This window comes from Klebsiella michiganensis (assembly GCA_000963575.1).
GTDB classification, from domain to species: Bacteria; Pseudomonadota; Gammaproteobacteria; order Enterobacterales; family Enterobacteriaceae; genus Cedecea; species Cedecea michiganensis_A.
Genome location: CP011077.1, coordinates 3,783,842 through 3,810,774, shown reverse-complemented (window position 1 = coordinate 3,810,774; position 26,933 = coordinate 3,783,842). Strand labels below are relative to the sequence as shown.

Annotated in this window: 31 protein-coding genes and 4 pseudogenes; 33 read left to right on the top strand and 2 right to left on the bottom strand. The window is 55.3% G+C overall.

From position 1 onward, the window contains the following. Positions 1-9 precede the first annotated feature (9 nt). The gene (locus tag VW41_17575) at positions 10-747 is read left to right on the top strand and encodes a tRNA (adenine-N6)-methyltransferase (GenBank protein ID AJZ90706.1); all 738 of its coding nucleotides are present in this window, start codon (positions 10-12) and stop codon (positions 745-747) included. Here the strand turns inward: VW41_17575 and VW41_17570 are convergent. Continuing rightward, positions 732-2,348: an L-aspartate oxidase gene (locus VW41_17570; protein ID AJZ92014.1), complete on the bottom strand. Its 1,617-nt coding sequence runs from the start codon at positions 2,346-2,348 to the stop codon at positions 732-734. The genes VW41_17575 and VW41_17570 overlap by 16 nt on opposite strands. A gap of 175 nt (positions 2,349-2,523) precedes the next feature. Here VW41_17570 and VW41_17565 point away from each other — a divergent pair, with 175 nt between their 5' ends. From VW41_17565 to acpS, 12 genes are all read left to right on the top strand, one after another. Next, positions 2,524-2,784 carry a hypothetical protein gene (locus tag VW41_17565; protein ID AJZ90705.1) on the top strand — a complete coding sequence of 87 codons (261 nt, stop codon included), beginning with the start codon at positions 2,524-2,526 and terminating at the stop codon, positions 2,782-2,784. After that, entirely contained in the window at positions 2,781-3,356 is a 576-nt protein-coding gene (locus VW41_17560) for an RNA polymerase sigma factor RpoE (GenBank protein AJZ90704.1), read from the top strand. Before VW41_17565 ends, VW41_17560 begins: the two co-directional genes overlap by 4 nt. 31 nt (positions 3,357-3,387) lie before the next feature. After that, entirely contained in the window at positions 3,388-4,041 is a 654-nt protein-coding gene (locus VW41_17555) for an anti-RNA polymerase sigma factor SigE (GenBank protein ID AJZ90703.1), read from the top strand. Next, positions 4,041-5,006, top strand: a complete 966-nt coding sequence (gene rseB, locus VW41_17550; protein ID AJZ90702.1) for an anti-sigma E factor — start codon at positions 4,041-4,043, stop codon at positions 5,004-5,006. Before VW41_17555 ends, rseB begins: the two co-directional genes overlap by 1 nt. Beyond that, positions 5,003-5,485 (top strand): SoxR reducing system protein RseC, encoded by a 483-nt coding sequence (locus tag VW41_17545; GenBank protein ID AJZ90701.1) that lies wholly within the window; start codon positions 5,003-5,005, stop codon positions 5,483-5,485. The genes rseB and VW41_17545 overlap by 4 nt, the downstream gene beginning before the upstream one ends. A 194-nt stretch (positions 5,486-5,679) precedes the next feature. Beyond that, positions 5,680-7,479 carry an elongation factor 4 gene (locus VW41_17540; protein ID AJZ90700.1) on the top strand — a complete coding sequence of 600 codons (1,800 nt, stop codon included), beginning with the start codon at positions 5,680-5,682 and terminating at the stop codon, positions 7,477-7,479. Between the two features lie 14 nt (positions 7,480-7,493). Next, entirely contained in the window at positions 7,494-8,468 is a 975-nt protein-coding gene (locus VW41_17535) for a signal peptidase I (GenBank protein ID AJZ90699.1), read from the top strand. Positions 8,469-8,640: 172 nt separating this feature from the next. Then, the gene (gene rnc, locus VW41_17530; GenBank protein ID AJZ90698.1) at positions 8,641-9,321 is read left to right on the top strand and encodes a ribonuclease III; all 681 of its coding nucleotides are present in this window, start codon (positions 8,641-8,643) and stop codon (positions 9,319-9,321) included. Beyond that, complete coding sequence (locus tag VW41_17525) at positions 9,318-10,226, top strand: GTP-binding protein Era (protein AJZ90697.1); 909 nt, start codon at positions 9,318-9,320, stop codon at positions 10,224-10,226. Before rnc ends, VW41_17525 begins: the two co-directional genes overlap by 4 nt. Positions 10,227-10,229: 3 nt before the next feature. Further along, entirely contained in the window at positions 10,230-10,967 is a 738-nt protein-coding gene (gene recO / locus VW41_17520) for a DNA repair protein RecO (protein ID AJZ90696.1), read from the top strand. A 74-nt stretch (positions 10,968-11,041) separates the two neighbouring features. Then, positions 11,042-11,773, top strand: a complete 732-nt coding sequence (locus VW41_17515; GenBank protein ID AJZ90695.1) for a pyridoxine 5'-phosphate synthase — start codon at positions 11,042-11,044, stop codon at positions 11,771-11,773. Then, entirely contained in the window at positions 11,773-12,153 is a 381-nt protein-coding gene (gene acpS / locus VW41_17510) for a 4'-phosphopantetheinyl transferase (protein AJZ90694.1), read from the top strand. The genes VW41_17515 and acpS overlap by 1 nt, the downstream gene beginning before the upstream one ends. Here the strand turns inward: acpS and VW41_17505 are convergent. Next, positions 12,150-12,410 (bottom strand): ferredoxin, encoded by a 261-nt coding sequence (locus tag VW41_17505; GenBank protein AJZ90693.1) that lies wholly within the window; start codon positions 12,408-12,410, stop codon positions 12,150-12,152. The two genes, acpS and VW41_17505, sit on opposite strands and share 4 nt — an antisense overlap. 262 nt (positions 12,411-12,672) lie before the next feature. Between VW41_17505 and VW41_17500 the strand changes: the two genes are divergently transcribed. The 20 genes and pseudogenes from VW41_17500 to VW41_17405 all read left to right on the top strand — a co-directional run bounded on the left by VW41_17500 (position 12,673) and on the right by VW41_17405 (position 26,890). Further along, the gene (locus VW41_17500) at positions 12,673-13,419 is read left to right on the top strand and encodes a peptidase S24 (GenBank protein ID AJZ90692.1); all 747 of its coding nucleotides are present in this window, start codon (positions 12,673-12,675) and stop codon (positions 13,417-13,419) included. A gap of 364 nt (positions 13,420-13,783) precedes the next feature. Further along, positions 13,784-14,119, top strand: a complete 336-nt coding sequence (locus tag VW41_17495) for an antitermination protein (GenBank protein ID AJZ90691.1) — start codon at positions 13,784-13,786, stop codon at positions 14,117-14,119. A gap of 52 nt (positions 14,120-14,171) precedes the next feature. Then, positions 14,172-14,471 carry a hypothetical protein gene (locus VW41_17490; protein ID AJZ90690.1) on the top strand — a complete coding sequence of 100 codons (300 nt, stop codon included), beginning with the start codon at positions 14,172-14,174 and terminating at the stop codon, positions 14,469-14,471. Next, entirely contained in the window at positions 14,471-14,962 is a 492-nt protein-coding gene (locus tag VW41_17485) for a lysozyme (protein ID AJZ90689.1), read from the top strand. Before VW41_17490 ends, VW41_17485 begins: the two co-directional genes overlap by 1 nt. Next, positions 14,959-15,417 carry a bacteriophage lysis protein gene (locus VW41_17480; protein ID AJZ90688.1) on the top strand — a complete coding sequence of 153 codons (459 nt, stop codon included), beginning with the start codon at positions 14,959-14,961 and terminating at the stop codon, positions 15,415-15,417. The genes VW41_17485 and VW41_17480 overlap by 4 nt, the downstream gene beginning before the upstream one ends. A gap of 207 nt (positions 15,418-15,624) precedes the next feature. Continuing rightward, entirely contained in the window at positions 15,625-16,503 is an 879-nt protein-coding gene (locus VW41_17475; protein ID AJZ90687.1) for an alpha/beta hydrolase, read from the top strand. Positions 16,504-16,704: 201 nt separating this feature from the next. Then, on the top strand, positions 16,705-17,244 hold the full coding sequence (locus VW41_17470; protein ID AJZ90686.1) for a bacteriophage protein: 540 nt from the start codon (positions 16,705-16,707) through the stop codon (positions 17,242-17,244). A 3-nt stretch (positions 17,245-17,247) separates the two neighbouring features. Beyond that, complete coding sequence (locus VW41_17465; GenBank protein AJZ90685.1) at positions 17,248-18,387, top strand: hypothetical protein; 1,140 nt, start codon at positions 17,248-17,250, stop codon at positions 18,385-18,387. 10 nt (positions 18,388-18,397) lie between these two features. Then, positions 18,398-18,838: a hypothetical protein gene (locus VW41_17460; protein AJZ90684.1), complete on the top strand. Its 441-nt coding sequence runs from the start codon at positions 18,398-18,400 to the stop codon at positions 18,836-18,838. 3 nt (positions 18,839-18,841) lie between these two features. Next, positions 18,842-19,255: a bacteriophage protein gene (locus VW41_17455; GenBank protein ID AJZ90683.1), complete on the top strand. Its 414-nt coding sequence runs from the start codon at positions 18,842-18,844 to the stop codon at positions 19,253-19,255. Between the two features lie 177 nt (positions 19,256-19,432). Next, complete coding sequence (locus VW41_17450; protein ID AJZ90682.1) at positions 19,433-21,184, top strand: hypothetical protein; 1,752 nt, start codon at positions 19,433-19,435, stop codon at positions 21,182-21,184. Continuing rightward, positions 21,184-21,762, top strand: a complete 579-nt coding sequence (locus tag VW41_17445) for a hypothetical protein (protein AJZ90681.1) — start codon at positions 21,184-21,186, stop codon at positions 21,760-21,762. Before VW41_17450 ends, VW41_17445 begins: the two co-directional genes overlap by 1 nt. A 9-nt stretch (positions 21,763-21,771) precedes the next feature. After that, on the top strand, positions 21,772-22,080 hold the full coding sequence (locus VW41_17440) for a bacteriophage protein (protein AJZ90680.1): 309 nt from the start codon (positions 21,772-21,774) through the stop codon (positions 22,078-22,080). Between the two features lie 10 nt (positions 22,081-22,090). After that, positions 22,091-23,094, top strand: a pseudogene (locus tag VW41_17435) (hypothetical protein). A 44-nt stretch (positions 23,095-23,138) separates the two neighbouring features. Next, positions 23,139-23,577 (top strand): annotated as a pseudogene (locus VW41_17430) (translation initiation factor IF-2). A gap of 247 nt (positions 23,578-23,824) precedes the next feature. Beyond that, a complete protein-coding gene (locus VW41_17425; GenBank protein ID AJZ90679.1) occupies positions 23,825-24,175 on the top strand; it encodes a bacteriophage protein in 351 nt (116 codons plus the stop codon). After that, positions 24,176-25,375, top strand: coding sequence for a bacteriophage protein (locus VW41_17420; protein AJZ90678.1), 1,200 nt, complete (start codon positions 24,176-24,178; stop codon positions 25,373-25,375). Next, entirely contained in the window at positions 25,372-26,052 is a 681-nt protein-coding gene (locus tag VW41_17415; GenBank protein AJZ90677.1) for a bacteriophage protein, read from the top strand. Before VW41_17420 ends, VW41_17415 begins: the two co-directional genes overlap by 4 nt. Further along, a pseudogene (locus VW41_17410) lies at positions 26,052-26,405 on the top strand (tail fiber protein). The gene VW41_17415 and the pseudogene VW41_17410 overlap by 1 nt, the downstream one beginning before the upstream one ends. 152 nt (positions 26,406-26,557) lie before the next feature. After that, a pseudogene (locus VW41_17405) lies at positions 26,558-26,890 on the top strand (hypothetical protein). Positions 26,891-26,933: the final 43 nt, after the last annotated feature.

The following is a 26,933-nucleotide window of genomic DNA, read 5'->3' as shown; positions in this document are numbered from 1 at the left end:
GTAGATAAGATGTCGGATCAAAAAGCGGTATTACGTCGGGATGGTTTCACCTTCAAACAGTTCTTTGTGGCCCACGATCGCTGCGCAATGAAGGTGGGGACTGATGGGACGCTGCTCGGTGCATGGGTGCCGGTGGTGAACGTTAAAAGCGTTCTGGATATTGGCACCGGCAGCGGTTTGCTGGCGCTGATGCTCGCCCAGAGAACCGCTGATGACGTCACGATTGAAGCCGTGGAGCTGGATCCGGTTGCCGCAGAACAGGCGGCAGAAAACGCCAAAGGCTGTCGCTGGGCTTCGCGTATTAGCGTTCACTGTGCGGATATTCGTGAGTGGGCGCAGCAGGCAACTCAGCGCTACTCCCTGATTGTCAGTAACCCCCCTTTCTTTGAGCAAGGCAGTAACTGTGCATCGGCAGAGCGCGCTCAGGCTCGCTATACCACGACGCTCGATCATCAGGCCTTGCTCAGCAGTGCTGAGCAACTGATCACTGAAGACGGTTTCTTCTGTGTGATTATGCCGGAAACTGCCGGGACGGCATTCAGCGAACTGGCGAAATCTCAGGGCTGGCATGTTCGTTACCGTACCGATGTGGCCGACAATGAAACTCGTCTGCCGCATCGGGTTATGCTCGCGCTTTCCCCAACCAACGGGGAATACTACAGCGACCGCCTGGTTATCCGTGGGCCAGACCAAACCTACTCTGAAGGCTATTGTAGTCTGACCCAGGATTTCTACCTGTTTATGTAGAGAGGGGAAAGTACGCTCGGGCCGGATTCAGCGAGCTGATCCGGATAATCCAGCGTGTAGTGCAGGCCCCGGCTCTCTTTACGCTGCATGGCGCAGCGCACAATGAGTTCGGCAACCTGCACCAGGTTTCTCAGTTCAAGCAGATTGTTTGATACGCGGAAATTAGCATAGTACTCATCAATCTCTTGCTGCAGCATGGTAATTCTGCGCAGCGCCCGCTCCAGCCGGCGCGTGGTGCGAACGATGCCGACGTAGTCCCACATAAAGAGCCGCAGCTCATGCCAGTTGTGCTGGATAACAACCTGTTCGTCCGGATTATCCACACGGCTGTCATCCCAGTCGGGCAAATTTTTGCTTTCACGCGCATACGGCAGGCGCTTCAGAATATCTTCCGCCGCAGACCAGCCATAAACCAGGCATTCAAGCAGAGAATTCGACGCCATTCGGTTAGCGCCGTGCAGGCCGGTATAGGTCACTTCACCAATGGCATACAGCCCGTCAACGTCGGTGCGCCCATGCTCATCAACCATCACACCACCGCAGGTATAATGTGCGGCAGGCACCACGGGAACCGGATCTTGGGTTAAATCGATGCCTAGCCCAAGCAGTTTTTCATAAATAGTAGGGAAGTGCTGGCGGACAAACGCTTCTGGCTTATGGCTGATATCCAGATACATACAGTCTGCGCCCAGGCGCTTCATTTCGTGATCGATAGCTCTGGCGACAATATCGCGCGGGGCAAGTTCGGCGCGCTCATCAAACTCCGGCATAAAGCGCGAACCATCCGGGCGTTTCAGGTAGGCCCCTTCACCGCGTAATGCTTCAGTGAGCAAGAAGTTTCGGGCCTGAGGATGAAACAGCGCCGTCGGGTGAAACTGGTTGAACTCAAGGTTGGCAACCCGGCAGCCTGCACGCCATGCCATAGCGATACCGTCGCCGGAGGCGATGTCCGGGTTGGTCGTGTATTGATAGACTTTTGACGCACCACCGGTGGCTAAAACGACGGATTTAGCACGGCAGGTTTCGACCTTTTCAAGATTCCGGTTCCAGACCCAGGCACCGACGACGCGCCTCGTGCCCGGCAGACCAATCTTGTCTGAGATAATTAAATCAACGGCGTTGCTGCGTTCGATAACCCGAATGTTGGGGTCATTGAGGGCTTTACCCACTAGCGTGGTTTCCACTTCTTTCCCGGTGGCATCTGCCGAATGAAGAATTCGGCGATGGCTATGTCCGCCTTCACGCGTCAAATGGTAGCTCTCTTCTCCATTCGCCAACGTGTGGGTGTCGAACATGACGCCTTGATCAATCAGCCACTGGACGCAGGGCTTTGCATTACTGGCCACAAATTCTACCGCGTCACGATCGCAAATCCCTGCACCGGCAATCAGCGTATCGTCAATGTGGGACGCGACACTGTCGGTTTCGTCGAAAACGGCGGCAATCCCTCCCTGTGCATAAAAGGTTGACCCCTCGTTAACCGGGCCCTTGCTTAGCACAATAACCTTGCTGGTTTGAGCCAGACGCAGCGCGAGAGAAAGGCCGGCAGCGCCGCTACCGACAATTAATACGTCACAGATCAGATCGCTATTCGTGTTCATGATGTTTAATTTACTAAACAAGAGTGACCGCAGCATAGCACCAGGTGGGATACTGAACACGCTTTTTTTGTTCTGGCGTTGCGCAGACTAAACAGCCGCATCGGCAAAGTTATTGGGAGATATCGAGCAAACTGCGTAAATAAATCTCACTACAGAAGGATAAAGGGCAGATTAGATGATGAAATGCCCTGATTCATGCGATACTCTGCTCGCTAACTTTTTAAGCATTGATTCAGAAGAATCGGCGTTACCGTTTTGTGTAGCGGAACTTATAATGAAAAGATGCAATCCGCTAAACATGACAGAAAAACAAAGGCGTAACGGAACTTTGCTGGCCTCGGGCGCTCAAACTCAAAGCTTGCTCAAAAATGCAGGGTTCGAGTGGCATTTCGATTACGCGTGGAAATTGGGTTTGGGGAGACATTACCTCGGATGAGCGAGCAGTTAACGGATCAGGTCCTCGTCGAACGGGTCCAAAAGGGAGATCAGAAATCATTTAACCTACTGGTGGTGCGCTACCAGCACAAGGTTGCGAGCCTGGTTTCCCGCTATGTGCCTTCGGGAGATGTTCCCGATGTGGTGCAGGAATCTTTTATTAAAGCGTATCGCGCGCTGGATTCATTCCGTGGCGATAGTGCGTTTTATACGTGGCTGTATCGCATTGCGGTCAACACGGCTAAAAATTATCTGGTAGCTCAGGGACGCCGTCCTCCATCAAGTGATGTGGACGCCATTGACGCTGAAAACTACGAAAGTGGCAGCGCATTGAAAGAAATTTCGAACCCTGAGAACTTAATGTTGTCTGAGGAACTGAGACAAATAGTTTTCCGTACTATTGAGTCGCTCCCGGAAGATTTACGCATGGCAATTACGTTGCGGGAGCTGGATGGCCTGAGCTATGAAGAAATAGCTGCCATCATGGATTGCCCGGTAGGTACTGTGCGTTCTCGTATTTTCCGCGCAAGGGAAGCTATTGATAATAAAGTTCAACCGCTTATCAGGCGTTGACGATAGCGGATTACTGGAAGGGTATTTAGGCATGCAGAAAGAACAACTTTCCGCTTTAATGGATGGCGAATCTCTCGATAACGAGCTGCTCAATCGTCTGTCAAACGACAGCGAATTGCAGCAACGCTGGGAGAGTTACCATCTTATCCGCGACACGATGCGCGGAGATACCAGCGAAGTGCTCCATTTTGATATTTCTGCCAACGTGATGGCGGCTATCGCGAATGAGCCTGTGCGCAACGTCGCGCCGCTCATTACCGAATCACAGCCGCAGCCTCAGCAATGGCAGAAAATGCCGTTCTGGCACAAGGTGCGTCCGTGGGCAAGCCAACTGACCCAAATGGGCGTTGCTGCGTGCGTATCGCTTGCGGTTATCGTGGGCGTGCAGCACTATAATGGCCAGTCTGACAGCACCGCACAGCCAGAAGCGCCAGTGTTTAACACCCTGCCGATGATGGGCAAAGCCAGTCCGGTAAGCCTTGGCGTACCGTCTGACGCTACGGCTAGCAACGGCAACAGCAGTCAGCAGGTACAGGAACAGCGTCGTCGTATTAACGCTATGCTGCAGGATTATGAATTGCAGCGTCGTTTACACTCCGAGCAGCTCCAGTTTGAACAGGCGCAAACCCAGCAGGCCGCTGTGCAAGTGCCAGGAAACCAAACTTTAGGAACGCAATCGCAGTAATGAAGCAACTTTGGTGTGCCCTGTCTCTCGTGGCAGGCAGCCTGTTGTTCACCTCCAACGCCTCGGCGGACACTGTTTCGTCCGGGGCGTTGTTGCAGCAGATGAACCAGGCAAGTCAGTCACTCAACTACGAGCTGGCGTTTATCAATATCAGCAAACAAGGGATTGAGTCTCTTAGTTATCGTCATGCACGTCTTGATAATCGCCCGCTTGCGCAATTCCTGCAAATGGACGGCCCGCGCCGCGAAGTCGTTCAGCGCGGCAATGAAATCAGCTACTTTGAACCTGGACTTGAGCCCTTCACGCTCACCGGGGATTACATCGTCGATTCTCTGCCTTCCATCGTCTACACCGACTTTAAACGCCTGACGCCGTACTACGACTTTATTTCCGTCGGGCGGACGCGTATTGCCGACAGATTATGCGAAGTGATTCGCGTCGTCGCTCGGGATGGAACTCGCTACAACTACATTGTCTGGATCGACACCGAAACCAAGCTGCCACTGCGCGTTGATTTACTGGATCGCGATGGTGAAACGCTTGAACAGTTCCGGGTTGTTTCTTTTTCAGTCGACAATCAGGCGAGCGGTCTGATGCAGAATTTAGCAAAGGCGACATTACCTCCGCTGCTGTCCGTACCTGGTGCGGAAAAGGCTCAATTTACGTGGGCGCCTACATGGCTACCTCAAGGTTTTAACGAGGTCTCCAGCAGCCGCCGGCCTCTGCCAACCGTGGGCGTGCCCATCGAATCCCGCCTTTATTCTGACGGGCTATTTAGCTTCTCGGTGAATATCAGCCAGGCGCCGTCTCAGGGAAGTAATGGCGAGCAGCTGGTGCGTACCGGTCGTCGGACTATCAGCACAGAAATTCGCGATAAAACCGAAATTACCGTTGTGGGTGAGTTGCCGCCACAAACGGCGAAACGCATTGGTGATAGCGTGAAGTTCAACGGAGCGACACAATGATCAAAGAGTGGGCGACAGTCGTCTCCTGGCAAAACGGTGAAGCGCTGCTGCACTGTGATGTTAAAGCCTCTTGTAACAGCTGCGCTTCGCGGTCTGGATGTGGCACCCGTGTATTGAACAAACTGGGGCCGCAGACCAGCCATTTGCTGTCTGTTCCAAGCGAGCAGCCGCTGGAGGTTGGGCAGAAAGTGGAACTGGGCATTGCGGAAAGCAGTCTGTTAGGATCTGCACTGCTGGTGTACATGTCGCCGTTGGTGGGGCTCTTTGTGTGCTCAGGTCTGTTCCAGACGCTGTTTGGTACCAACCTGGCCGCCATGTGCGGTGCCTTGCTCGGTGGCGTGGGAGGCTTTCTGCTTGCTCGCGGATTTTCCCAGTATTTCAGCCGCCGAGAGAGCTGGCAGCCGGTGATCCTTAGCGTTGCGCTTAGCCCGGATGCACTGCGTGTCGATACGTCCACGCCGCCGGCTGAAAATCAATAAATTCCCTTCAAATGACATCTCTTTGCACATCCTGCTTATAGCTTACCTAAGCTTGCAGGATGAGCAGTTTCCTCACTTTCTGGTTGTAGTGTAGAATGCGGCGTTTCAGGCAGAAGACAGTCTCTGACATCCTGCTCCGTACAGCGCGAAGCGCCGAGCTCACAGGCCATTTGTAAGGCATAAAACCTCTAACTATGAAGAATATACGTAACTTTTCTATTATTGCCCACATCGACCACGGTAAATCGACGCTGTCTGACCGTATCATCCAGATTTGCGGCGGCCTGTCCGACCGTGAAATGGCCGCGCAGGTCCTCGACTCCATGGATCTGGAACGCGAACGTGGTATTACCATCAAAGCGCAGAGCGTTACCCTCGACTACAAAGCCAGCGACGGTGAAACTTATCAGCTGAACTTCATCGATACCCCTGGGCACGTTGACTTCTCTTATGAAGTGTCCCGCTCGCTCGCCGCTTGTGAAGGGGCGCTGCTGGTGGTGGATGCCGGGCAGGGCGTTGAGGCTCAAACTCTGGCAAACTGCTACACGGCGATGGAAATGGACCTGGAAGTGGTTCCGGTTCTGAACAAGATTGACCTGCCGGCGGCCGATCCTGAGCGCGTGGCGGAAGAGATTGAAGACATCGTGGGCATCGATGCCACCGATGCGGTACGTTGCTCGGCGAAAACCGGCGTGGGTGTACCGGATGTATTAGAGCGTCTGGTGCGCGATATCCCTGCGCCGGAAGGCGATCCTGATGCACCGCTGCAGGCGCTAATCATCGACTCCTGGTTCGATAACTACTTGGGCGTTGTTTCCCTGATCCGTGTGAAAAACGGTACCCTGCGCAAAGGTGACAAAGTTAAAGTCATGAGCACCGGCCAGGTATACAACGCCGACCGCCTTGGCATCTTTACGCCGAAGCAGATTGACCGTACCGAACTGAAATGCGGCGAAGTAGGCTGGCTGGTTTGTGCAATCAAAGACATCCTGGGCGCCCCGGTGGGCGATACCCTGACGCTATCCCGTAACCCGGCGGACAAAGCGCTGCCTGGCTTCAAAAAAGTGAAGCCGCAGGTTTATGCCGGCCTGTTCCCGGTCAGCTCAGACGACTACGAAAACTTCCGTGATGCGCTCGGCAAGCTGAGCCTGAACGACGCCTCTTTGTTCTACGAGCCAGAAAGCTCAACGGCGCTGGGCTTCGGCTTCCGCTGTGGCTTCCTGGGTCTGCTGCACATGGAGATCATCCAGGAGCGTCTGGAGCGTGAATACGATCTCGATCTGATCACTACTGCACCAACCGTAGTTTACGAAGTGCAAACGACGAGCAAAGAGATCGTCTACGTTGACAGCCCGTCTAAGCTGCCGCCGCTGAACAACATCGAAGAGCTGCGCGAGCCGATTGCGGAATGTCACATGCTGCTGCCGCAGGAGTTCCTCGGGAACGTAATTACGCTGTGTATCGAAAAACGCGGCGTGCAAACCAACATGGTTTATCACGGCAATCAGGTTGCGCTGACCTATGAAATCCCAATGGCGGAAGTGGTGCTCGACTTCTTCGACCGTCTGAAATCCACTTCCCGCGGCTACGCGTCGCTGGATTACAATTTCAAACGTTTCCAGGCTTCCAACATGGTGCGCGTTGATGTACTGATTAATGGCGATCGCGTTGATGCGCTGGCGCTTATCACACACAACGACAACGCGCCTTACCGTGGCCGTGAGCTGGTGGAGAAAATGAAGGATCTGATTCCTCGCCAACAGTTTGATATCGCGATTCAGGCTGCCATCGGCAACCACATCATCGCGCGTTCGACGGTGAAACAGCTGCGTAAAAACGTTCTGGCTAAGTGCTACGGTGGTGACGTCAGCCGTAAGAAAAAGCTGCTGCAGAAACAGAAAGACGGTAAGAAACGCATGAAGCAGGTTGGCAACGTCGAACTGCCTCAGGAAGCATTCCTGGCCATACTGCACGTCGGCAAAGACAGCAAATAATCTAAGGAGTTGGCATGGCGAATATGTTTGCTTTGATCCTCGTGGTAGCCACGCTGGTGACGGGCATTTTGTGGTGTCTGGACAAGTTTATCTTTGCACCAAAACGTCGTGAAAAACAGGCGGCAGCGCAGGCTGCCACCGGTGACGCACTGGACAAAAAGACGCTGAAAAAAGTGGGCCCTAAACCGGGCTGGCTGGAAACCGGCGCGTCCGTGTTCCCGGTTCTGGCGATTGTGCTGGTGGTGCGCTCATTTATTTATGAGCCTTTCCAGATCCCTTCCGGTTCGATGATGCCAACGCTGTTAATCGGTGATTTTATTCTGGTAGAGAAGTTTGCCTACGGCATTAAAGATCCGATTTATCAGAAAACCTTAATTGAAACCGGGCACCCTAAACGCGGCGATATTGCGGTATTTAAATACCCTGAAGATCCACGCCTGGACTATATTAAGCGCGTTGTAGGGCTGCCGGGCGACCGGGTGAGTTACGATCCACAGTCGAAAGAAGTTACCGTTCAGCCTAATTGCAGTTCCGGTCAGGCCTGCGACAACGCCCTGCCAATCACTTATTCCAACGTGGAAGCCAGTGATTTTGTGCAGACGTTCGCCCGCCGCAACGGCAGCGAGGCCACTTCCGGTTTCTTCCAGTTGCCTAAAGATCAGACCCGCGAAGACGGAGTTCGCCTGAGCGAGCGTAAAGAAACGCTGGGTAACGTCACCCATAACATTCTGACGGTGCCTATTGCTCAGGATCAGGTGGGAATGTACTACCAGCAGTCTGGTTTGCCGCTGGCGACATGGATTGTTCCGCCGGGTCACTATTTTATGATGGGTGATAACCGTGACAATAGCGCAGACAGCCGCTATTGGGGCTTTGTTCCGGAGCAAAATCTGGTCGGTAAAGCGACAGCGATTTGGATGAGTTTCGAGAAACAAGAAGGTGAATGGCCAACGGGTGTTCGTTTGAGCCGAATTGGTGGCATTCATTAAACAATAAATCCCACAAACTAACGACATCCCCTGTCGTTGTGTATAGAATATTCCCGCCTTTAAAGATTGGCTCCCGAAAGGGAGCCACGGCACACGAAACAGCGTTGGTTTCCTTTTTTCAGGTCTGTTCCGTGTGCTGAATAGTTGACGCATTCATTAATTTTGGTATCGCATGAATCCCATCGTAATAAATAGGCTGCAGCGTAAGCTGGGCTACACTTTTCAACATCAGGATCTGTTGCAACAGGCATTAACCCATCGTAGTGCCAGCAGCAAACACAACGAGCGTCTTGAGTTTTTGGGTGACTCTATTCTCAGTTATGTCATCGCTAATGCGCTGTATCACCGTTTTCCTCGCGTAGACGAGGGGGACATGAGCCGCATGCGCGCGACGCTGGTGCGCGGCAATACGCTGGCAGAAATCGCGCGCGAGTTCGAACTGGGTGAGTGTCTGCGTCTTGGGCCGGGTGAACTGAAAAGTGGCGGCTTCCGTCGGGAGTCGATTCTTGCTGATACCGTGGAAGCGTTGATCGGTGGCGTCTTCCTCGACAGCGACATTCAGAACGTTGAGCGTCTGATTCTCTCGTGGTATCAGACCCGTCTCGACGAAATCAGTCCAGGCGACAAGCAAAAAGATCCGAAAACGCGTCTGCAGGAGTACCTGCAGGGTCGCCATCTGCCGCTGCCGTCGTATCTGGTGGTGCAGGTGCGCGGTGAAGCGCACGATCAAGAATTTACCATTCACTGTCAGGTGAGTGGCCTGCCTGAGCCTGTCGTAGGGACAGGCTCAAGCCGCCGTAAAGCGGAACAGGCTGCGGCTGAGCAGGCGCTGAAAAAGCTGGAGCTGGAATGAGCGAAGAAAAAACGTATTGCGGCTTCGCGGCCATTGTTGGTCGCCCGAACGTCGGCAAATCCACGCTGCTGAATCAGCTGCTTGGGCAAAAAGTCTCGATTACCTCGCGTAAGGCGCAAACCACGCGCCACCGCATCATGGGCATCCATACCGAAGGGCCGTATCAGGCGATTTACGTCGATACCCCAGGGCTGCACATGGAAGAAAAACGCGCGATTAACCGCCTGATGAACCGAGCGGCGAGCAGTTCCATCGGCGACGTTGAGCTGGTTATCTTCGTCGTTGAAGGCACCCGCTGGACGCCGGATGACGAAATGGTGCTGAACAAGCTGCGCGACAGTCGTGCGCCGGTAATTCTGGCCGTCAACAAAGTTGACAACGTTCAGGATAAAACCGTTTTGCTGCCTCACCTGCAGTTCCTCGGCAGCCAGATGAATTTCCTCGATATCGTGCCTATCTCGGCGGAAACCGGAATGAACGTCGATACCATCGCGGAAATCGTCCGTAAGCACCTGCCGGAAGCTATCCACCACTTCCCGGAAGAGTACATTACCGACCGCTCCCAGCGCTTTATGGCGTCAGAGATCATTCGTGAAAAGCTGATGCGCTTCCTGGGCGCCGAACTGCCTTACTCCGTGACCGTGGAGATCGAGCAGTTTGTGACCAACGAACGCGGCGGCTACGACATTAACGGGCTGATCCTCGTTGAGCGCGAAGGGCAGAAGAAAATGGTGATTGGCAACAAAGGGGCCAAAATCAAAACCATCGGTATCGAAGCCCGTAAAGACATGGAAGAGATGTTCGAAGCCAAGGTTCACCTCGAACTTTGGGTTAAGGTGAAATCCGGCTGGGCCGACGACGAGCGTGCGCTGCGCAGTCTCGGTTATACCGACGACCTGAGCTAATGTATGGAAGGCTGGCAACGGGCATTTGTCCTGCATAGTCGCCCCTGGAGCGAAACCAGCCTTCTGCTCGACCTGTTTTCCGAAGAGTCAGGACGCGTTCGCCTGATTGCCAAAGGCGCGCGCTCCAAACGCTCAAACCTGAAAGGTGCTTTGCAGCCCTTTACACCTCTGCTGGTTCGCTGGGGCGGCCGTGGCGAAGTCAAAACGCTGCGCAGCGCCGAAGCAGTTTCTCTGGCACTTCCCTTAAGTGGTATCGCGCTCTACAGCGGGCTGTACGTTAATGAGCTGGTGGCTCGCGTACTTGAGCAAGAAACCCGCTTTTCCGAGCTTTTCTTTGATTACCTCCACTGTATTCAGGCCTTAGCGGGCGCAACCGGTACGCCGGAGCCTGCGCTGCGTCGCTTTGAACTGGCGCTGTTGGGGCACCTTGGCTACGGCGTGGACTTCCTGCACTGTGCCGGCAGTGGGGCGGGCGTCGATGACACAATGACTTACACCTACCGTGAAGAGAAAGGTTTTATTGCCAGCGTGGTGATCGGCCACAGCAGTTTTACCGGCCGCCAGCTCAGAGCCCTGGCCGAACGTGAATTTCCCGACGCAGACACGCTCCGTGCCGCCAAGCGTTTCACCCGAATTGCCCTCAAGCCGTACCTGCAGGGGAAGCCCCTCAAAAGCCGCGAGCTGTTCCGGCAGTTTGTGCCTAAAAAACCACCACCTGAACCTTCGGATAGCTCACAGTAATCACTGGACGTAGCCAGGCTTTCCCCGGCAGGTGTACACTGCCCGGCATCTGTCTGCGAACTCTGAGGATTGTCATGGCTGAATTACTGTTAGGCGTCAACATCGATCACATCGCTACCCTGCGTAACGCACGCGGCACGGCATACCCGGATCCGGTTCAGGCCGCGTTTATTGCGGAGCAGGCTGGTGCCGATGGCATTACCGTGCATCTGCGTGAAGATCGCCGCCATATCACCGACCGTGACGTTCGCGTTCTGCGTGAAACCCTCGATACCCGCATGAATCTTGAAATGGCCGTCACCGAAGAGATGATCGGTATTGCCTGCCAGACGAAACCGCATTTCTGCTGCCTGGTACCGGAAAAGCGTCAGGAAGTGACCACCGAAGGCGGTCTCGACGTTGCCGGTCAACTGGATAAAATGCGCGATGCCTGCCAGCGTCTGGCCGATGCAAGCATCCTGGTTTCTCTGTTTATTGATGCCGACCACGCACAGATTGACGCGGCGGTGGCCGTGGGCGCGCCTTATATCGAAATCCACACAGGCTGCTACGCGGATGCTGAAGACGAAGCGACTCAGGCCAAAGAGCTGGCGCGTATTGCTGAAGCCGCGAGCTATGCCGCCTCTAAAGGGTTGAAGGTGAATGCTGGCCACGGTCTGACGTATCACAACGTTCAGGCTATCGCGCGGATCCCCGAAATGCATGAGCTGAACATTGGCCACGCGATCATCGGCCGTGCGGTAATGAGCGGTCTTAAAGAGGCCGTGGCTGAGATGAAACGCCTGATGCTGGAAGCTCGCCGCTAATGGCCATTCTCGGTCTTGGCACGGACATTGTGGAAATTGCGCGCATTGAGAGCGTGATTTCCCGTTCCGGTGACCGGCTGGCAAAGCGGGTATTGAGCCAAAACGAATGGGTGCTGTACCAGGCGCACCAGCAGCCGGTACGTTTTCTGGCGAAGCGTTTTGCGGTGAAAGAGGCTGCGGCTAAAGCCTTTGGCACCGGGATCCGCAACGGGCTGGCGTTTAACCAGTTTGAAGTGTTTAACGACGCGCTTGGCAAGCCTCAACTGCGCTTCTGGGAAGAGGCGGAACGATTGGCTGAAAAAATGGGCGTCCGCTCAGTGCACGTCACCCTGGCGGATGAGCGCCATTACGCCTGCGCGACGGTGATCATCGAAAGCTAAAGTTTATCCGCATGGTGGAGCAGCACAAACTTATCCCACAGCTGCTCTTCACTCTCAATGTGCGCCGGGTCACTAATAATCGTGCTGGGGATCGGGCAAACTTTCTGGCAGGTCGGGGTTTCGTAATGGCCAACGCATTCCGTGCAGCGGTCGGTGTCGATCTGGTAGATAGCATCCCCCATGGAGATGGCCTGGTTCGGGCACTCCGGTTCGCACATATCGCAGTTGATGCACTTCTTCGTAATTAATAACGCCATTTCAACCTGTTACCTGCACCCACCGTGCTAAAAGATATATTCATATTTCGCGCCCGAAACATTGCAAAAGCATGTATATTTAACCAGTATTAAATCTGATTAAAGATAACGGCTACAGCAGGGACGTTTCGATGGCGCGCACTTTACCACAAAAGCAGATCATCCCCAATGATACTGCGCCTTTAAGTTTTGTGCTTTGTGTACTTTCAGTACGTGTTATCATTGAACTATTGGTCACGAAAAACACGGTGGGATCGTACTTATGGTACAGAGAGAACAACTGCGCGAAGCCTTTTCCCGCAGGCTGGCGCAGGCCTGCAGCGAAGCAAGCCTCGATGAGTTTGGGCGCGGCATGGCGATAGCGCGCGCGCTGGGCGTTTCCTCCAAGGCCGTCAGCAAGTGGCTTAACGCCGAAGCGATCCCCCGGCAGGACAAAATGTACGAGCTGGCGACGTTTCTTCGGGCCGACGCGCTCTGGCTTCAGCACGGCAGCGAAACAGGCTATCAAAGCGAAGGGCGCGAGGGTGCAGCCGGCCATGAAGATGCGGCCATTTATCCTTTCCAGCCGCGCGAAGAGCAGGGCTTCCGTATTGACGTACTGGATATTGAGGCCAGCGCGGGGCCGGGGCGGCTGGTTTCCAGCGAAGTGACCGAAACCATTAACCATATTGTTTACGACAGTCAGGAAGCGCTGGAGTTGTTCGGCCACCGCCCGGCTTCAACGATAAAAGTCATTACCGTCACCGGCGACAGCATGTCCGGCACCATTGAACTGGGTGACTATATCTTTGTGGATATCGGCAAAGATTATTTCGACGGGGACGGCATCTACGTGTTTCTCTACAAAGGGCAACTGCTGGTGAAGCGCCTGCAAATGACCCACGACTGCCTGCTGGTGCGTTCGGACAACCCCAAATATGCCGACTGGCGCATTAGCGAAGAAAACGAACAGCACCTCAAAATTATTGGCCGGGTGATGTATAGCCACTCTATTCGCCGCCACGCCTGAGATAACTCATCCTTCAAGCTGCAGCTGTGTTGGCTGCACTCTCCAGCCTCAGTGACTTACCCAGGTAAGCTCCTGAGGCTAACTCCCTTGCCGCCAGGCTGCAACTCGAACTAACTTATCTAAAAAAATAATATTAATAATCAATGATTAATCATCATTTCGAACTTTTTTGAAATATTTCGTACTTTTGGTCCTTGACGATTTTGTACTATCGGTTCAATATCAATTCATCGGCAGGACGCACCGATTCACAAGGCAAGTGAACGCTCATTAACATCAGGCCCTAAAAAAGGGCACATACACCAAAGCAAGAAGCTTTGGGATATCAGAGAGATATCACCAAAGTTGATTGACAGGAGGTTGTATGGACGCACAGGCACGTCGCCGCCAGCGCCGGGAGGCTAAGCAGGCAATCTGGAAAGCGGCCAACCCGCTGTTAGTTGGGGTAAGAGCCAAACCCGACGCACGGCCTATTCTCTCACTGGCCCGCAAGCCCGGGCATCGGCCCGACAAGGCGCTGGAGGTCATAAACATCTATGGCCTGCAAATCATCCAGCAGGCAGAACATCATCAGCGGCTGCGCCAGAAGTTAGACGCCAGGCAAAAAAGCGTTTATCAGACCGCGCCGCGAAACGAATCCGGCTTACCGGAAGCAACCGGCAAGCAAACCCGACGCGGAAACTCTATTCCGCTGATTTAACACCGCTTCTTTACCCCAACGGCAGTTCGACACCCTAACCGAAGGTTCTTCCATGCACGACCAACCCGCAAATCTGGTCACGCAGTCTTTTGCGTGGCTGGCGGCGCTTGCCGCCGGTCTGGGTATCACGACACAGGATATGGTCTACATGATATTCGGACTGCTTAGCGTACTGATTTCACTGGCTTCGTGGCTGGGCGGCAGGCTGGATGCCCACCGACAGCACCTCGAAGACCAAAAGCGCACCCGCATCCTCCAGACGCTGGTGGATGACTTGCAAACCCTAAACCGAGCCGAGCAGATTGAGATTATCAGGGCAGTCAGCGAGGTACTGAAAAAGGCAGGTAACTGATGGCGCTTTCTCCCGGACTCAGAAAAACGTTAGTCGGATTGTCAGGGGCGGGCGCTCTGACTATTGCAGGCACGCTACTGCCCGAGCTGGAAGGCGTGAGCTACACCCCGTATTACGATGTCGCCGGGGTGCTGACCGTCTGTTACGGCCATACCGGGCAAGACATTATCCCCGATAAAACTTACACCCTGTCTGAGTGCAGGCGCTGGCTTGACCAGGATCTCCGTCCTGCGGCTCAGGTGGTCTCAAGGGCGGTGACCGTCCCGGTTAGTGAGTACCAACGTGCAGCGTTGATAAGCTTTACCTACAACGTTGGCACAGCCGCTTTTTTACGCTCCTCCGTGCTAAGAACGTTAAATGCCGGCGATTACGAACAGGCCTGCGCGGGCCTGAAAAAATGGATCTGGGCTGGCGGGAAACCATGGCAGGGGCTTATCAACCGCCGCGAGGTGGAGTACCAGCTTTGCACCTGGCCGGAGCCTGAGAAATGAAGCTTCTGACCTCATTTATGCTGACAGCATTGGCGCTGCTTATCGCCAGCAACTGGTGGTTCAACCAGCGCTATGCCGTTCAAAAACAGAGGGCTGAGTCAGCTATACAGCAGCTGGATCAGCAAAAGCACGAGCTGCAAGACCTTGTCCGGCGCCAACAGGCCATAGCCGAACTGGATGCCCACTACAGCGAGGAGTTAACCCATGCCCGGCTCACCATTGAAAACCTGCAGCGTGATGTGGCTGCTGGTACTCAGCGGCTGCGCGTCAGCGCCACCTGCAAAGCAGTGCCTGGCTCCACCTCCGCCACCGGGCTGGATGATGCAGCCGCCCCCGGACTTACTGACGCCGCTCAACGGGATTATTTCCGTCTCCGGGAGCGAATTGAAATAAGCAACAAGCAGCTAGCGGGGCTGCAGGAGTACATCCGCAATCAGTGTCTTATTAACCCCTGAAGCCCCGCTAAGCGAGGCTTACTTGATGAAAAAGAGGGTAAAAACGTGGTTTCTCCCCTCTTTTTAGTTGAGTTGTCGAAAATCAACAAATTGATTTTCCTTTTTATTGGTGATCCCTGGCTTTTCTACTTTCGCCAGTGGATGACCGAGCCCCTGAAGCCTCGCTAAGCGAGGCTTTTTTATTCCTACGTCAAAGAGGTCATTCCTATGTCTACATCCCTGAAGTATCCGATTGTTCTGGTCCACGGTCTGTTTGGTTTCGACAAAATTGGCGGGATCTATCCCTATTTCTACGGCATCAAAGAGGCGCTGGAGAAAGCCGGGGCTAAGGTCTACATCGCCACGATTTCCGCGCTAAACAGCAATGAAATGCGCGGCGAGCAGCTGCTGGAATTTGTGCGTAAAGTCCTGGCCGAAACGGGGGCGGCGAAAGTTAACCTGATTGGCCACAGTCAGGGGCCACTGGCCTGTCGTTATGCGGCGGCGACCCATCCCGAACTTATTGCCTCGGTCACCTCCGTAAACGGCGTTAACCACGGCTCAGAAGTGGCCGATCTGGTTCGCCTGGCGCTGAAGCCAGGACGCCTGCCGGAGTCTATCGCCAATGCGGCACTGTCGGCCTTCGGCCAGCTGCTTTCCGCCCTGGCCGGTGCGCCCCGGCTGCCTCAATCCGGCGTGGATGCCCTGGATGCATTGACCAGCGAAGGCGTGGCCGCCTTTAACAAGAAGTATCCGCAGGGGCTACCTGCGCAGTGGGGCGGCCAGGGCAAAGAGCTGGATAACGGCGTGTACTACTACTCGTGGAGCGGGATTATCGACTACAACCCGCTGAACCAGGGGGCGAACAACCTCGATCCGCTGCATGTGGCCATGCTGGCGTTTTCCATCCTGTTCACCAACGAGCGCTTCCAGAACGATGGCCTGGTAGGTCGCTACAGCAGCCATCTGGGCAAGGTGATTGGCTCCGACTATTCGATGGATCACGTCGATGCCATCAACCAGCTTGCCGGCGTGGTGGCCAGCAACAGCGACCCGGTAAAGCTGTACGTCGATCACGTTGCTCGTCTGCAGGCCAAAGGGCTGTAAGCCTTATCTGAACCGCCTTCGGGCGGTTCAGACTGCTGACAAACCTCTGGCAATAGAAGACATGCCAGATGGCTGGTTAAAAAACATGAAAATCAATTCATTGATTTTCGGCTGATAACCACAAAGAAGGAAAAACCACGCTTTTTCCCTCTTTGTCAGCAACCTCAACCGCCTTCGGGCGGTTTTTCTTTGGAGAAATCAATGAATGACACCACGCGTCCGGGCTTTCTGACGCCGCTGGGGGCATCGCCACATTACGACGATGCCCTTGATGCGGATCTTAGTGGCTGGATAGTCGGCGTATCGGGGCTGCCACCGGAAATGGTGATGGCGAAATGGAGCGATCCGCCGCCCGCCACGCCGGAAGCCGGCATTACCTGGTGTGACTTTTTTATCAATGTGAAGCAGTCGGAAACGCCTTTCTTCCACTCGCAGGACAACGACCAAAGCGTGCTTCAGAGCATCGAGTCCGTTGACGTGACCTGCGGCTTTTATGGCCCGGGCGCTCAGGCGGTTGCCGCTCTTTTTCGGGATGGCCTGAGCGTGCCGCAAAACAACGCCGAGCTGAACCGGCTAGGTCTGACGTTTCTGCAGTGCGGTGACATCACACCGGACCCTGAATTTATTAATAACCAGTGGCTACGCCGCTACACCCTCACCGTGGCGCTCAAGCGCAGTATTGCGCGGCGCTACGGTATTCGTTCCATCCTTTCATCCGCAGTAAAAATCATTGGAGAGTAAGCTATGTCACAGGGTTTACCTGTATCTAACATTGTCAGCGTGACAGTGAATATGGCGCCACGAGCGGCGCAGTCCCGTAACTATGGTGCGCTGCTGGTCGTAGGCGCGAGCAACGTTATTGACGCCAAAGAGCGTATGCGCGCTTATTCCAGCCTGAGCGGCGTGGCTGCCGATTTTGGCCTGGAAGCCCCGGAATACAAAGCCGCCAGCCTCTACTACCAGCAGTCCCCGCAGCCCGCCGACCTGTATATCGGGCGCTGGGTTAAAGAAGGGATCGAGGGCAAAGCCGGGGAAACCATCGCCGAATGCGTCTCCGCGCTGAGTGCACACTCGACCGACTGGTATGGCCTGGTGATTGCCGACGACACAATTGCCGATGAAGCCGTGCTGGCCGTGGCAGCGGTCATTGAAGGTGACGGCGTTTCTCGTATCTTTGGCCATACTTCTGCCAGCTCTAAAGTGCTGGATGCCAACGACAGCACCGATATCTTCAGCAAGCTGAAAGCGGCTAAGTTCGCTCGCACTTTTGGTCAGTACTCCAGCGCCACGCCGTTTGCGGCCGCCTCCCTGTTTGGCCGTGCGTTTACCGTTAACTTTAACGGCAATAACACCACCATTACCCTGAAATTCAAGCAGGAGCCGGGTATTGCCGCAGAAACGCTGACCCAAACGCAAATCAACGCTCTGTCCGCGAAAAATGCCAACGTCTTTGTGAACTACAACAACGACACCGCCATTATTCAGGAAGGCGTGATGAGCAACGGCAGCTTTATTGATGAGCGCCACGGCCTGGACTGGCTGCAAAATTATGTGCAGACCAATCTCTACAACCTGCTTTACACCAGCCCCACCAAAATCCCGCAAACCGATGCCGGGGTTACCCGTCTGCTGAGCAACGTCGAGCACTCCATGGCTCAGGCAGTCACCAATGGCCTGGTGGCCCCGGGCGTCTGGGGTGGTTCTGATATTGGCCAACTTGCCTCCGGCGACACGCTGACGAAAGGCTACTACGTCTACGCTCCGGCGGTAGCCACCCAGGCGCAGTCGGATCGCGAAGCGCGTAAGGCGCCGGTGATTCAGGTGGCCTGCAAACTGGCGGGTGCCGTGCACTTTGCCGACGTCGAAATCAATGTTGTTCGTTAAGGAGATTTAAATGGGTACTTATTCTTTTATGGATGTTACGGCCTCTCTGGTGGGGCCAACCGGCGTGATTGATTTGGGCGCGGGCAGCGCGAACGGTGACACCGGGATCAAAGTGGAAATGGCTGCCACAAAAAACACCATGACCGTCGGCATTGACGGTGAAGTGATGCATAACCTCTCTCCGGCCAAAAACGGCTCCATCACCGTGACGCTGATGAAAACCTCTCCGGTAAACAAAAAGCTGATGCTGGCCTACAACGCCCAAACGCTCTCCTCGGCATTGTGGGGGAAGAACACGATTGTCGTGCGCAATACTGCCTCCGGCGATCTGGTCACGGCTCGTGACGTGGCATTTTCTCAGCTACCGGCCAATGCCAACGGTAAAGATGCGGGCACCATGGACTGGAAGTTTGACTGCGGAAAAATTGATCAACTGCTCGGGGAGTTCTAAGCCATGGAAATTACCCTGAAAGCGGTGAACTACCGCATCGGCAAGCTCGGCGTTTTTGAGCAGCTTAGCGTGGCGCGCAAGCTGCTGCCGGTTCTGGCGGGCGTTGTGGGTGATTTTCGCAGTTTGCAGGGGAAGGAGGGCGGAAACGCCCTCGAAACCGTGCTGCCAAAAATTGCCCGTACCCTTGCCGACCTCAGCGATGAGGATTGCAACACCATTCTGTATCCGTGTCTCTCGGTCGTGACGCGCGAGCACATGAAGGGCTGGGTGCCTGTATTTAGTCAGGGCGCGTTGTCCTTCGACGATATCGACCTGATGACGCTGCTGCAGCTGGTGGCCCGGGTGGTGGCCGACTCGCTGGGAAATTTTTTGCAAGAACTCCCCGGCAGCGAAAACCCGGCCCCGTCGGGGGCCTGATACTGGAGACGCTGCCGGGCGGGGAGGATTACATTCTTCGCCCGGCGGAGATCTTCGGCCTCAGCTGGCTGGATCTAAAAAGCGGCGCGGTGGATCTCTACGACATTGCGCTGATGAATGATTACCTTGAGATACAGGCCGAGAATAAGGCCTGTGTCGCACGCTGGAGAGAGGAAAATGAGCGCTAGCACACAGCTTGTTCCTTACGTCCCGATTCCAGATTTTTTTTATCAAGAAGATCTTGGCTCGCGAATCAACGCTGCTTTTGGGGAGCTGGATAAAACGCTGAAAAAGGGAAAAGAAGAGACGGCAAAAGTTGATTTTGAAAAACTCACCAAAAGCTTCGAAAGCTTCAGTAATCGGGTGCTGTCTCCGCTAACAACGGCGGGATCCTGGTTTGAAACGCGGCTGTCTGGCATTGAGAAGGATGCACAGGCCGCCCAATCTCTGAACGCTGATTTAGAGGCTTACAAGGCACTGCAATACGGCGCCAGTCAGTCAGGTGCAGACATGGGTGCCCTGCAAAAGTCGATCAAAAACGTCAGTGAGTATGTGAACGGTGACTCGTTGCACGAGAGCCTTTTGAAAAGTCTCGGCGTGAAAACACATGACGACGCCGGTTTAAAACGTGATAACGCCGATATTTTCGCGCAGGTTGCCCGTTCTTTAGGTGCAGTGAACAGAGACAGCGCTGATTTCTATGCATTGAATCTGGGTATTGATGATGACACGTTGCATGCGATGCAGCGCGGATTAGGTCAATTTGCCGAAGAGTATCAGGACCTATCCCTGCGAATAGGCGGCAGCGCAGAGCAAAGTGCCGCTCAGTCCGAAAAATTTATGCAGTCCTGGCGTAAAGCGGACTTCGTGTTTGAATTGTTAGCGGCAAAATCAGGTGGCGATCTGGCAGAGAAATTGGCTGAGCCTGTCGAGAGACTAGCCGAAAAAATGCTGGTTAAAGCGCCACAAATTGAACGAGTGTTGGACAAAGTTGGCGGCGTCGTTGAAAGATTTGCTGATATTTTCGTTGATGCGCTGAGCGGCACCATCGACTGGGTTATCGACGTGATGGCCTGGTGGGATCGCCTTGACGAAGGTTCTCAGGGCTTAATAGGCGGTTTAGCTGGGCTAACTGCCGCCTGGCTGGTCTTGAACAGCGCATTTATTGCTTCCCCTATCGGCATTATCCTCTCGCTGGCTGCGGCCATTGGCCTGCTTTATAACGACTACCAGAAATGGAAAGTCGGGGAAGAGAGCTTTATTGACTGGGGGGAGTGGGGACCGGTTATTGAAATGGCTGCGGATACGATCGGCAGCCTCGCGAAAACCATAAAAGATCTTATTGTTGATATTGGCAGCCTGCTGGGCATCGATTTTAGCAAGTGGTCTATTAGCACCATCTTCAAGGGACTTCTGGACAACTTTAATCAGTTGGGTGCCACGCTAAAACTGATTGGGAATCTTATCAATGCGCTAAAAGAGGGAAACTGGGCAGAAGCAGCTAATATCGGCAAGTCATTGGTTGCAAACGGACTGTTTCAGACGCCAGCGAGCAAAATTGCGGATGGTGCCGCAGGAATCGTTAAAGAAAAACTCTCTGAGGGATGGAGAACATTCCAGGGCTGGCTTACTGGGGATGAAGAAAAGGGAACAGGCGGAAAGTTATCAAATGCGGTCAACAATCTGAGCCAGTCGGATCCGGCCACCATGCTGCTTCCCGCGGGTGCTGCCAGCAATGAACGCCTGGCGACTTCGAGCGATTTCTACACGGCGAGCAACAGCACTACGCATTCCCCCACGATTAACAGTAATACCCATATCGTCGTTAATGGCGTGTCTGAACCTCGTCTGGCGGCGACCGAGACATCTCAGCGCTTGTTCAACGTTCATTCTCAGCTGGCGCAGCAGTATGACAGGAGGATGAGCTAATGGATATTTTTGGTGCTTACTTTCAGCCGCGCACGAGCCTCTCAGGTTTTCTGGTGCCGGATGTAGTGGTCAGCGAACTCCATACGGACACGCTGAAAATTGCCTTACATCCCGTCGAGTTTGGCCCGAACATCAGCGACCATGCCTGGGTCGAGCCCGGCGAGTTAATCATTGATTGCTTCTTTAAAGCCGGCGGTTCACTGGTTGATTTTGCCGATACGACCGCGCTCGGTTCCTGGCTAAACGCGGGCCCCAGTCCGGCACAAATTTACCAGCAACTGCTTGATCTACAGAAAAAAGCAGAACCCTTTAGGGTCATCACCCGCCGCCGCTCCTACGACAATATGCTGCTCAAAACGTTGACGGTGACGACCGGCGCCAAATCGGAAAACATCCTTGGCTGCAAGCTGGTGCTGGCAGAAGCATTAATGACGGCCACGGAAGCACGCCCTGCAGCACCTAAAACGGCGATGGATGAAGGGGTAACGACGACTTCGGTCGGCGATAAGGGCGAAAAAGTGGTTACCACCCCCATGGGGGCGAGCAAAATTACGCCACTTCAGCCTGAAAAAAAATGAGGAGAGACCATGTCAATTGCAGAAATTCCCCTCAGCGCGGATAACCAGGTATTTACGATCCAACTTGCCGGGCTGACCCTGCGCATGCGGCTGCTATATCGGGATGCCGCTGGCTGGATCCTGGATATTCTCGATGCGGACAACCAGCCCATTGTGAACGGGATCCCGCTGGTGGCCGGGGCCAATTTATTGGCGCCTTATGTCTGGCTTGGATTTGGCGGAGGACTATGGATCGGCTGTGACAATGAGGCTCAGGATTATCCGAGCAAAACCGATCTCGGGCGCGGCAGCCATCTCTACTTCGTGACGGCAGATTAAGGAGGGTGAGATGAGTGATAACTGGTCCCGCCACTTTGAGCTTCAGCTTCTGAAGGAAGACGGCAGTGGTATTGCGCTCTCTGGCTTTAAGGTGACGTTTAAAATCGACTGGCATGCCGGCAGTTCACCCAAAACGGCCGAGGTAAAAATCTACAACCTTGCGCCAGACAACGTGAATCGTATTGCCCAAAAGGAGTACAGCAAAATCCGGCTGATCGCGGGCTACAACGGATTAGAGCCGGTGGTAAGCAACAGTGAAGTGGGAAAAATCAGGGTTGTCGAACCGGTCGAATGGGGGCCGCGAGACGGCATGAACTTTGGGGTGATCTTCAGCGGTGACATTCGCATCTGGATGACGGGGCGCGAGGATACCCCTGATGACTGGATTTTAATTCAGGCCATTGATGGCCATGAGGCGCTGATGTCCGCAGTACTTAGCGCCACGCTTGCTAAAGGCTACACGGTACACGACATGTATCAGCTCGCGGCAGGAGCGCTGAAACCTTTTGGAATTATGCCCGGAAGGCTGCCGCCTTTTCCCGAAACGAAGTTTCCCAGAGGGTATACCTTCCACGGCAAGGTCAGCAGCTATCTCGATCAAATCGGTAAGCTGTGCAAGGCCACCTGGAAGCTGTCGAATGACAGGCTCGACTATTACAGCGCGGCTGAAAAAGCACACCCGCCGGTGAGTCTTAACAGCCAGAGAGCGGCCTGATTGGGCGGCCGCAAACGTCAACCAATGCGGGTGTAACCCTGAAATGTCTGATTAACCCGACCCTTCTGCTCCACGGCCAGGTGAAGTTAGATCAAAACACGCTCTATAAGCCTGAGTTACTTGCTAAGGATGACTATATCCGGCCCTCGCCGGACGGCGTGTACGATATTTATGGCATTACCTACAACGGGGATACCCGGGGGGATCAATGGTATATGACCATGATGTGCTTCCCGGCAGGCCAGTACGTTAAGGATGTGGAGGAGGCGTGGCAAAAAAATTCCGCCTCTAATAAATAAAAGCCAGACCCGCCTTTGCGGGTTTTTTTATCCCTGGAGGAATCATGGCTCTGACGACTTCGGCTCTCAGCGGTGAGCTGGCCGATACGCTTGCGGCCAGCCGGGCCGCATTAAGCAACGATCTTCGGGTCGCGTTACCCGGCATTATTCAGTCTTTTCGACCCCGTTTCAGTTACCTGCGAAGTGGCGCCAGCGATCAGAGGCACGCAGTTTGCCAGCGACGGATCTGTGTCTCCGGTCAATTACCCGCTGCTGGTGGATGTGCCGGTTGTTTTCCCTCACGGTGGCGGCTGTTCGCTGACCTTCCCGCTTAAAAAGGGAGACGAATGCCTGGTCATTTTTGCCGATCGCGCCATCGATTTTTGGTGGCAAAGCGGAGGTATTCAGGAGCCGGTCGATGCCCGCCAGCACTCGTTGTCGGATGCCTTCGTGCTGCCCGGCCGGGGGGGGGGGGGGAAAAGGAGCGGGGGGAGCGGCGCGGCGGGTGGGCGGCGGGGCGGGGAGGGCGGGGGGGGGGTTGAGGGGGGTGGAGGCAGGCACGGCAGGGCAGCGCGCGGCGCGGCGCGGGGGAGGCGCGGCGACGGCGGCGGGCAGGGGTGATCTGACCGGCGAGGTGAATATCAACGGCAACGTGACCGTGAGCGGAGATGTCGCGGCCAGCGGGATAAGCCTGACGAAGCACCGACACGGCGGGCGTACAGTCCGGCGGCGCGAACACGGGAGGTCCGGTATGAAATATCGCAGAGAAAGCGGCGACGGGGATTACACCTTTGGCCAGGGAGAAAACACCTTCCTGGAAAACTCGCCGGAGTGCGTCGCGCAGGCGGTTAGTACCCGGCTCAAGCTGTGGCAGGGCGAGTGGTTTCTGGACAACCGGACCGGGACACCTTACCGCCAGTCCGTTCTTGGCAAGCAGCAGGATGATACCTGGGTATTAATGCTGATTGACCGCGTCAGCCAGACCATGGGCGTTAAGTCCGTGCTGGAGGTCAGCGCCGCGCGCACTGAAAAACGCACCGTAACCTTCAACGCCACCATCGACACCGTTTACGGTCCCACCACTTTAAACAGCGAGGCATAAATGGCCCTCAATTCTGAAACGCTGGGGTTATCGGCAACGGTAACGGCCCAGGGGATAACCGCGCCTGATTATCAAAGCCTGTTAGGGGCATTGATGGATGCGTTCAGGCAAATCTACGGCACCGATGCATACCTGGAGCCGGACAGTAAAGACGGGCAGCTCATCTCGCTGGTGGCGCTGGCCATTCATGACGCCAACAACGCGGCGATTGCCGCCTACAACAGCTTTTCGCCTGCGACGGCGATGGGGCGGGCGTTATCAAGCAACGTTAAGATCAACGGTATTGTCCGGCGGGCCGCGACGTACTCAACGGTCGACCTACTGCTGACGGGCATCCCCGGCACGACCATAACCCGCGGTTCTGTCAGAGATGACAGCGGCGTGACGTGGTTTTTGCCTGAGGGGGTATCGATTGGTGTCGATGGATCGGTAATCGCCACCGCCACCTGTGCCAGCAGCGGCGTAATGGCGGCCCCCGCGGGCTCCATTACCATCATGGGCACGCCAACCCGTGGCTGGACTGCGGTCACGAACCCTCAGGCTGCCACGCCGGGCGTGGCGGCGGAAACCGATGCCGAATTACGCATCCGGCAATCGCAGAGCGTTGCCTTACCTGCGCTCACGCCGTTTGAGGCGGTCGAGGGGGCTATTGCCAACATTGCAGGAGTAACCCGGCATAAGCTCTACGAAAATGATACCGGTGCCGTCAACGCCAATGGCCTGCCTCCGCATTCCATCGCTGCGATTGTGGACGGCGGGGATGTGACGGAAATTGCCCAGACGATCAGGGGCAAAAAAGGGCAGGGCGTGGCAACCTTTGGCGCAACGTCCATTGTGGTGCCTGATCTCTACGGCAATCCCCACAGCATTGCTTTCTCACGATCTGGCAATGTATCCATTTACGTCGACATCGGGCTGAAAGTTTTCACAGGCTATACGTCGCAAATCGGCGAGCAGATGAAGCAGGCGATTGCCGACTATATCAACGGCCTGGGCATTGGCGACAGCGTGCTGCTGAGCCGCATTTACTCACCGGCCAACCTCGGCGTGGTCAGCGGCGGGAAAGCGCGGTATTACGACATCACTGACTTGCTGATCGGTAAATCCACCTCTGCGGTCGCGGCGGCAAACGTCAATATCGGCTACAGCGAAGCCGCCTCCTGCAGCGTGGACAACATCAATATCACGGTGGGCTCATGAGTAAATATACCGGGCGTATCACCAGCTACCACGCTAGCAAGCCCCTGTTTTTTGCCCATGTTGATCTGAGCACCCGTCCTTTCACTGAAACCGCAATGACCACCGAAAGCCTGATCGACGCGTTTGATATCGACACTGCGGTTGGAGTCCAGCTTGATGCGCTGGGGCGGTGGATTGGGCGAAGCCGCGTCGTTAGCCAGCCGATTGCCGGCGTCTATTTTAGCTGGGACACCGACGGACTGGGCTATGACCAGGGCGTGTGGCAGGGACCTTACGATCCCGATGCAGGCTACACCTCACTGAGCGATGAAACCTACCGCATCATCCTCAAGGCAAAAATCGCGATGAACAACTGGGACGGGCAGAACGACTCGCTGCCCGCGATTCTGGACGCCGCCACGGCAGGGGCGGGGCTGCGAATGCAAATCGTCGACAACCAGGACATGACTATTTCTGTCTGGGTTCTGCCGGAGACGGATATCGCGGACGTTTCTCTCGAGCTTCTCGCGGCCATCAAACAGGGCTACCTGACGGTGAAAGCGGCGGGCGTCTGGGCGGGAGACATTCAGACACCTTCTGTGGAAGCGCCGTCGCAGGGCGGCAAATTCTTTGGTTTCGATATTAACAACCACTATATCGCCGGTTTTGACGACGGCGCATGGGAGAGGAAACTCTAATGGCTACAAATCAGTTTAAACCTTTTGCAACCCGGCCTGACGCCAACGTCACGCCGCAAAATGAATGGGAAAATTTGCCCGCGCTGTTAAGCGGTTTTGCCGGGGGCAAGGCCAGCAGCGCTCAGGTGAATAAAGCGCTGCGCCAGACGTCCTTTATTGCCGCCGCGCTGGCTCAGTTTGTCAGCGATAAAAGCGGGCAGGACGTGCTGGACGACGGTGATATCGCCGCTTTTCTCGCGAAGCTAACCACCGGCTTTGGGAAGCAATATCTCAGCCGTCAGAATCCGTTTGCGGATATTAAGGCCGATGGTGCCGCCGCGGTTTCTTCGGCTCTCGCAAACCTTGGTTTGGGAGGATGGGTCGGCGTGGCCGGGGGGGGGGGGAGTGCCAGTGGGGGGTGGGGAGCGGGGGAGTTGGGTGGGTGGAATGGGGGGGGGGAGCAGTGGCTAGCGGGGGAGGTATCCGGGGCGGGCGGGGGTGTGGCGGGGGCGTGTAGGGCGGGGTGGAGGGGGGGGGGGGATTCGGGGTGGGGGGGATGGGAGAGGGAGGGGGGGGGGATGGCAGCTGGGGGGGGGGCTCAGGGGGGGGTGGGGGGGGGCGAGGAGCAGAGAGTGGGGCAGGCGGGAGGATGGTTGGGGATGGGGGTCGATCAGGGAAGGGGGAGATTAGGGGTGCTGGGGATGTAGTCGAGGGTTCGGTCGAGGGCGGGGATACCGGGGGGGGATGGGGAGGGGGGGTAGGGGAGGGGAGGGGGGGGCAGTGGGAGCGGGTGGGGGGGGGGGGCGGGGGGGGGCATGGGGGGGGCGGCAGGAAGGGATGGAGGGGGGGTTGTTTCTGAGCCTGTTGTTGACCATCTGGAGCGTACCAAACTGAGAAAATTA

What these genes read in the sequence shown, in the direction of transcription:
- VW41_17515 (AJZ90695.1), top strand. Translation starts at nt 11,042, where the DNA reads ATGGCTGAATTACTGTTAGGCGTCAACATCGATCACATCGCTACCCTG.
- VW41_17540 (AJZ90700.1), top strand. Translation starts at nt 5,680, where the DNA reads ATGAAGAATATACGTAACTTTTCTATTATTGCCCACATCGACCACGGT.
- VW41_17475 (AJZ90687.1), top strand. Translation starts at nt 15,625, where the DNA reads ATGTCTACATCCCTGAAGTATCCGATTGTTCTGGTCCACGGTCTGTTT.
- VW41_17555 (AJZ90703.1), top strand. Translation starts at nt 3,388, where the DNA reads ATGCAGAAAGAACAACTTTCCGCTTTAATGGATGGCGAATCTCTCGAT.
- VW41_17575 (AJZ90706.1), top strand. Translation starts at nt 10, where the DNA reads ATGTCGGATCAAAAAGCGGTATTACGTCGGGATGGTTTCACCTTCAAA.
- VW41_17450 (AJZ90682.1), top strand. Translation starts at nt 19,433, where the DNA reads ATGAGCGCTAGCACACAGCTTGTTCCTTACGTCCCGATTCCAGATTTT.
- VW41_17505 (AJZ90693.1), bottom strand. Translation starts at nt 12,410, where the DNA reads ATGGCGTTATTAATTACGAAGAAGTGCATCAACTGCGATATGTGCGAA.
- VW41_17545 (AJZ90701.1), top strand. Translation starts at nt 5,003, where the DNA reads ATGATCAAAGAGTGGGCGACAGTCGTCTCCTGGCAAAACGGTGAAGCG.
- VW41_17455 (AJZ90683.1), top strand. Translation starts at nt 18,842, where the DNA reads ATGGAAATTACCCTGAAAGCGGTGAACTACCGCATCGGCAAGCTCGGC.
- VW41_17490 (AJZ90690.1), top strand. Translation starts at nt 14,172, where the DNA reads ATGCACGACCAACCCGCAAATCTGGTCACGCAGTCTTTTGCGTGGCTG.
- VW41_17570 (AJZ92014.1), bottom strand. Translation starts at nt 2,348, where the DNA reads ATGAACACGAATAGCGATCTGATCTGTGACGTATTAATTGTCGGTAGC.
- VW41_17420 (AJZ90678.1), top strand. Translation starts at nt 24,176, where the DNA reads ATGGCCCTCAATTCTGAAACGCTGGGGTTATCGGCAACGGTAACGGCC.
- recO (AJZ90696.1), top strand. Translation starts at nt 10,230, where the DNA reads ATGGAAGGCTGGCAACGGGCATTTGTCCTGCATAGTCGCCCCTGGAGC.
- VW41_17485 (AJZ90689.1), top strand. Translation starts at nt 14,471, where the DNA reads ATGGCGCTTTCTCCCGGACTCAGAAAAACGTTAGTCGGATTGTCAGGG.
- VW41_17500 (AJZ90692.1), top strand. Translation starts at nt 12,673, where the DNA reads ATGGTACAGAGAGAACAACTGCGCGAAGCCTTTTCCCGCAGGCTGGCG.
- VW41_17415 (AJZ90677.1), top strand. Translation starts at nt 25,372, where the DNA reads ATGAGTAAATATACCGGGCGTATCACCAGCTACCACGCTAGCAAGCCC.
- VW41_17440 (AJZ90680.1), top strand. Translation starts at nt 21,772, where the DNA reads ATGTCAATTGCAGAAATTCCCCTCAGCGCGGATAACCAGGTATTTACG.
- VW41_17525 (AJZ90697.1), top strand. Translation starts at nt 9,318, where the DNA reads ATGAGCGAAGAAAAAACGTATTGCGGCTTCGCGGCCATTGTTGGTCGC.
- acpS (AJZ90694.1), top strand. Translation starts at nt 11,773, where the DNA reads ATGGCCATTCTCGGTCTTGGCACGGACATTGTGGAAATTGCGCGCATT.
- VW41_17535 (AJZ90699.1), top strand. Translation starts at nt 7,494, where the DNA reads ATGGCGAATATGTTTGCTTTGATCCTCGTGGTAGCCACGCTGGTGACG.
- VW41_17495 (AJZ90691.1), top strand. Translation starts at nt 13,784, where the DNA reads ATGGACGCACAGGCACGTCGCCGCCAGCGCCGGGAGGCTAAGCAGGCA.
- VW41_17465 (AJZ90685.1), top strand. Translation starts at nt 17,248, where the DNA reads ATGTCACAGGGTTTACCTGTATCTAACATTGTCAGCGTGACAGTGAAT.
- VW41_17480 (AJZ90688.1), top strand. Translation starts at nt 14,959, where the DNA reads ATGAAGCTTCTGACCTCATTTATGCTGACAGCATTGGCGCTGCTTATC.
- VW41_17470 (AJZ90686.1), top strand. Translation starts at nt 16,705, where the DNA reads ATGAATGACACCACGCGTCCGGGCTTTCTGACGCCGCTGGGGGCATCG.
- VW41_17565 (AJZ90705.1), top strand. Translation starts at nt 2,524, where the DNA reads ATGATGAAATGCCCTGATTCATGCGATACTCTGCTCGCTAACTTTTTA.
- VW41_17560 (AJZ90704.1), top strand. Translation starts at nt 2,781, where the DNA reads ATGAGCGAGCAGTTAACGGATCAGGTCCTCGTCGAACGGGTCCAAAAG.
- rnc (AJZ90698.1), top strand. Translation starts at nt 8,641, where the DNA reads ATGAATCCCATCGTAATAAATAGGCTGCAGCGTAAGCTGGGCTACACT.
- VW41_17425 (AJZ90679.1), top strand. Translation starts at nt 23,825, where the DNA reads ATGAAATATCGCAGAGAAAGCGGCGACGGGGATTACACCTTTGGCCAG.
- rseB (AJZ90702.1), top strand. Translation starts at nt 4,041, where the DNA reads ATGAAGCAACTTTGGTGTGCCCTGTCTCTCGTGGCAGGCAGCCTGTTG.
- VW41_17460 (AJZ90684.1), top strand. Translation starts at nt 18,398, where the DNA reads ATGGGTACTTATTCTTTTATGGATGTTACGGCCTCTCTGGTGGGGCCA.
- VW41_17445 (AJZ90681.1), top strand. Translation starts at nt 21,184, where the DNA reads ATGGATATTTTTGGTGCTTACTTTCAGCCGCGCACGAGCCTCTCAGGT.